The sequence below is a fragment of the Mesorhizobium sp. M7A.F.Ca.ET.027.02.1.1 genome, assembly GCF_004022985.1.
Taxonomy (GTDB): Bacteria; Pseudomonadota; Alphaproteobacteria; order Rhizobiales; family Rhizobiaceae; genus Mesorhizobium.
This window is the reverse complement of record NZ_RZOL01000687.1, coordinates 1-1,757: the sequence shown is the minus strand read 5'-3', so window position 1 is coordinate 1,757 and position 1,757 is coordinate 1. Positions and strand designations below refer to the sequence as shown.

Genomic DNA, 1,757 nt, shown 5'->3' with positions numbered 1-1,757 from the left:
GCTCCGTCCTCTCCGCGACCCGGTCGGGTGCGCCAATACCCCTCAGACGCCGGCAAGCCCACCGGCATCCTTGCGGCGGCGATTATGAGCCTTGCCGAGGGTTTCGCCAGAGACGGAATTGGCGCATCCTCGCTTGGCTTTGAAATTTTCGTCCGCTGGACCAGTTTGGAGGGCGTGGCTCAATTTGATCATTCTGGTAGGACCAGATTGATTGAATATGTGACGAATGACAACACAGAAACATAGAGAGGCGACATTTCATCTGTTTCTGGCTGGACCAGAATGGGCAAAATGGTGCAGATTTGACCGCTGCCAAGGGATCGGGAGCGGAACAGCGGCGATCCGGCTATTCAGGGAGAGACAGATGAACATTGCTCCGGGCAAGAATGCGGTCGGCAATATCCCGTTCGACCAGGCAAGGGTCGACCGGCTGATGGAGGAGGCCGGCATCGATGTGCTGCTCGCCACCTCCAAGCACAACACGCAATACCTGCTGGGCGGCTACAAGTTCATTTTCTTCGCCGCCATGGATGCGATCGGCCACAGCCGATACCTGCCGATCATGGTGTACGAAAAGGGCGGGCCGGACCATGCCGCCTATATCGGCAACCGCATGGAGGGCGGCGAGCATCAGAACAACCCGTTCTGGACGCCGACGCTGCACGCCGCCTGCTGGGGCACGCTCGACGCCGCCAACCTTGCGGTCGAGCATCTGCAGAAGATCGGCAAGGCGGGCGCGCGCATCGGCATCGAGCCCGGCTTCCTGCCGTCGGACGCCTATACGCTGATCCGCAAGGCGTTGCCGGACGCCAGGCTGATCGATGCGACCGACATGCTGGAGCGCATGCGCGCCATCAAGACCGATGCCGAACTGGAGAAGCTGCGCACGGCCTCTGAACTGATCACCGATTCCATGCTGGCGACCATAGCCTGGGCGCGCGAAGGCGCGACCAAGGGCGAGATCATCGAACAGCTGCGGCGCGAGGAAACCAATCGCGGCATCCATTTCGAATATTGCCTGCTGACGCTGGGCTCCAGCCACAACCGCGCCGCCTCGCCGCAGGCGTGGAAGCAAGGCGAGGTGCTGTCAATCGATTCCGGCGGCAACTATCACGGCTATATCGGCGACCTCTGCCGGATGGGCATTCTCGGGGAACCGGATGCCGAACTGGAAGATCTGCTGGCCGAGGTCGAGACGGTGCAGCAGGCGGCCTTCTCAAAAGTCAAAGCGGGCACGCTGGGCGGCGACATGATTTCCCATGCCGAGGGCGTGCTGAAGGCTTCGAAGGTCGCACCCTACACGGATTTCTTCGCCCATGGCATGGGGTTGATCACGCACGAGGCGCCGTTCCTGATGACCAACCACCCGGTGACCTATGAAGGCACCTATGCGGCCAAGCCGCTGGAGAAGAACATGGTGCTGTCGGTGGAGACAACCATGCTCCACCCGACGCGGGGGTTCATCAAGCTGGAGGACACGCTGGCGGTGACGGATGCTGGTTATGCGATGTTCGGCGACCGGGGTCGGGGCTGGAACAGGGGTGGTACTCTTTAGGACGAAGGCGGGCGCTGCCCCTCATCCGCCTGCCGGCACCTTCTCCCCGTATAGTGACGGGGAGAAGAGGGGCAGTGTCCGAACCGGATAGATAGGTAACAGAATGGACTGATTAGATGGGTGACAGTTTTCTTGTCCGCCGGGAGGACCGGCGATGGTTTGGCGAGAGACTGGCATCATGGATGAGCGGCTTCGGTTTGTT

2 protein-coding genes are annotated in these 1,757 nt (G+C 61.1%); both read left to right on the top strand.

What is annotated here, in order from left to right; translation table 11 throughout:
* Window positions 1–246 (top strand): hypothetical protein (locus EN749_RS38370; protein WP_210214757.1); only part of this gene is annotated, 246 nt, incomplete at its 5' end.
* A 118-nt stretch (window positions 247–364) separates the two neighbouring features.
* A complete protein-coding gene (locus EN749_RS35125; protein ID WP_128364890.1) occupies window positions 365–1,555 on the top strand; it encodes a Xaa-Pro peptidase family protein in 1,191 nt (396 codons plus the stop codon).
* Window positions 1,556–1,757 lie beyond the last annotated feature (202 nt).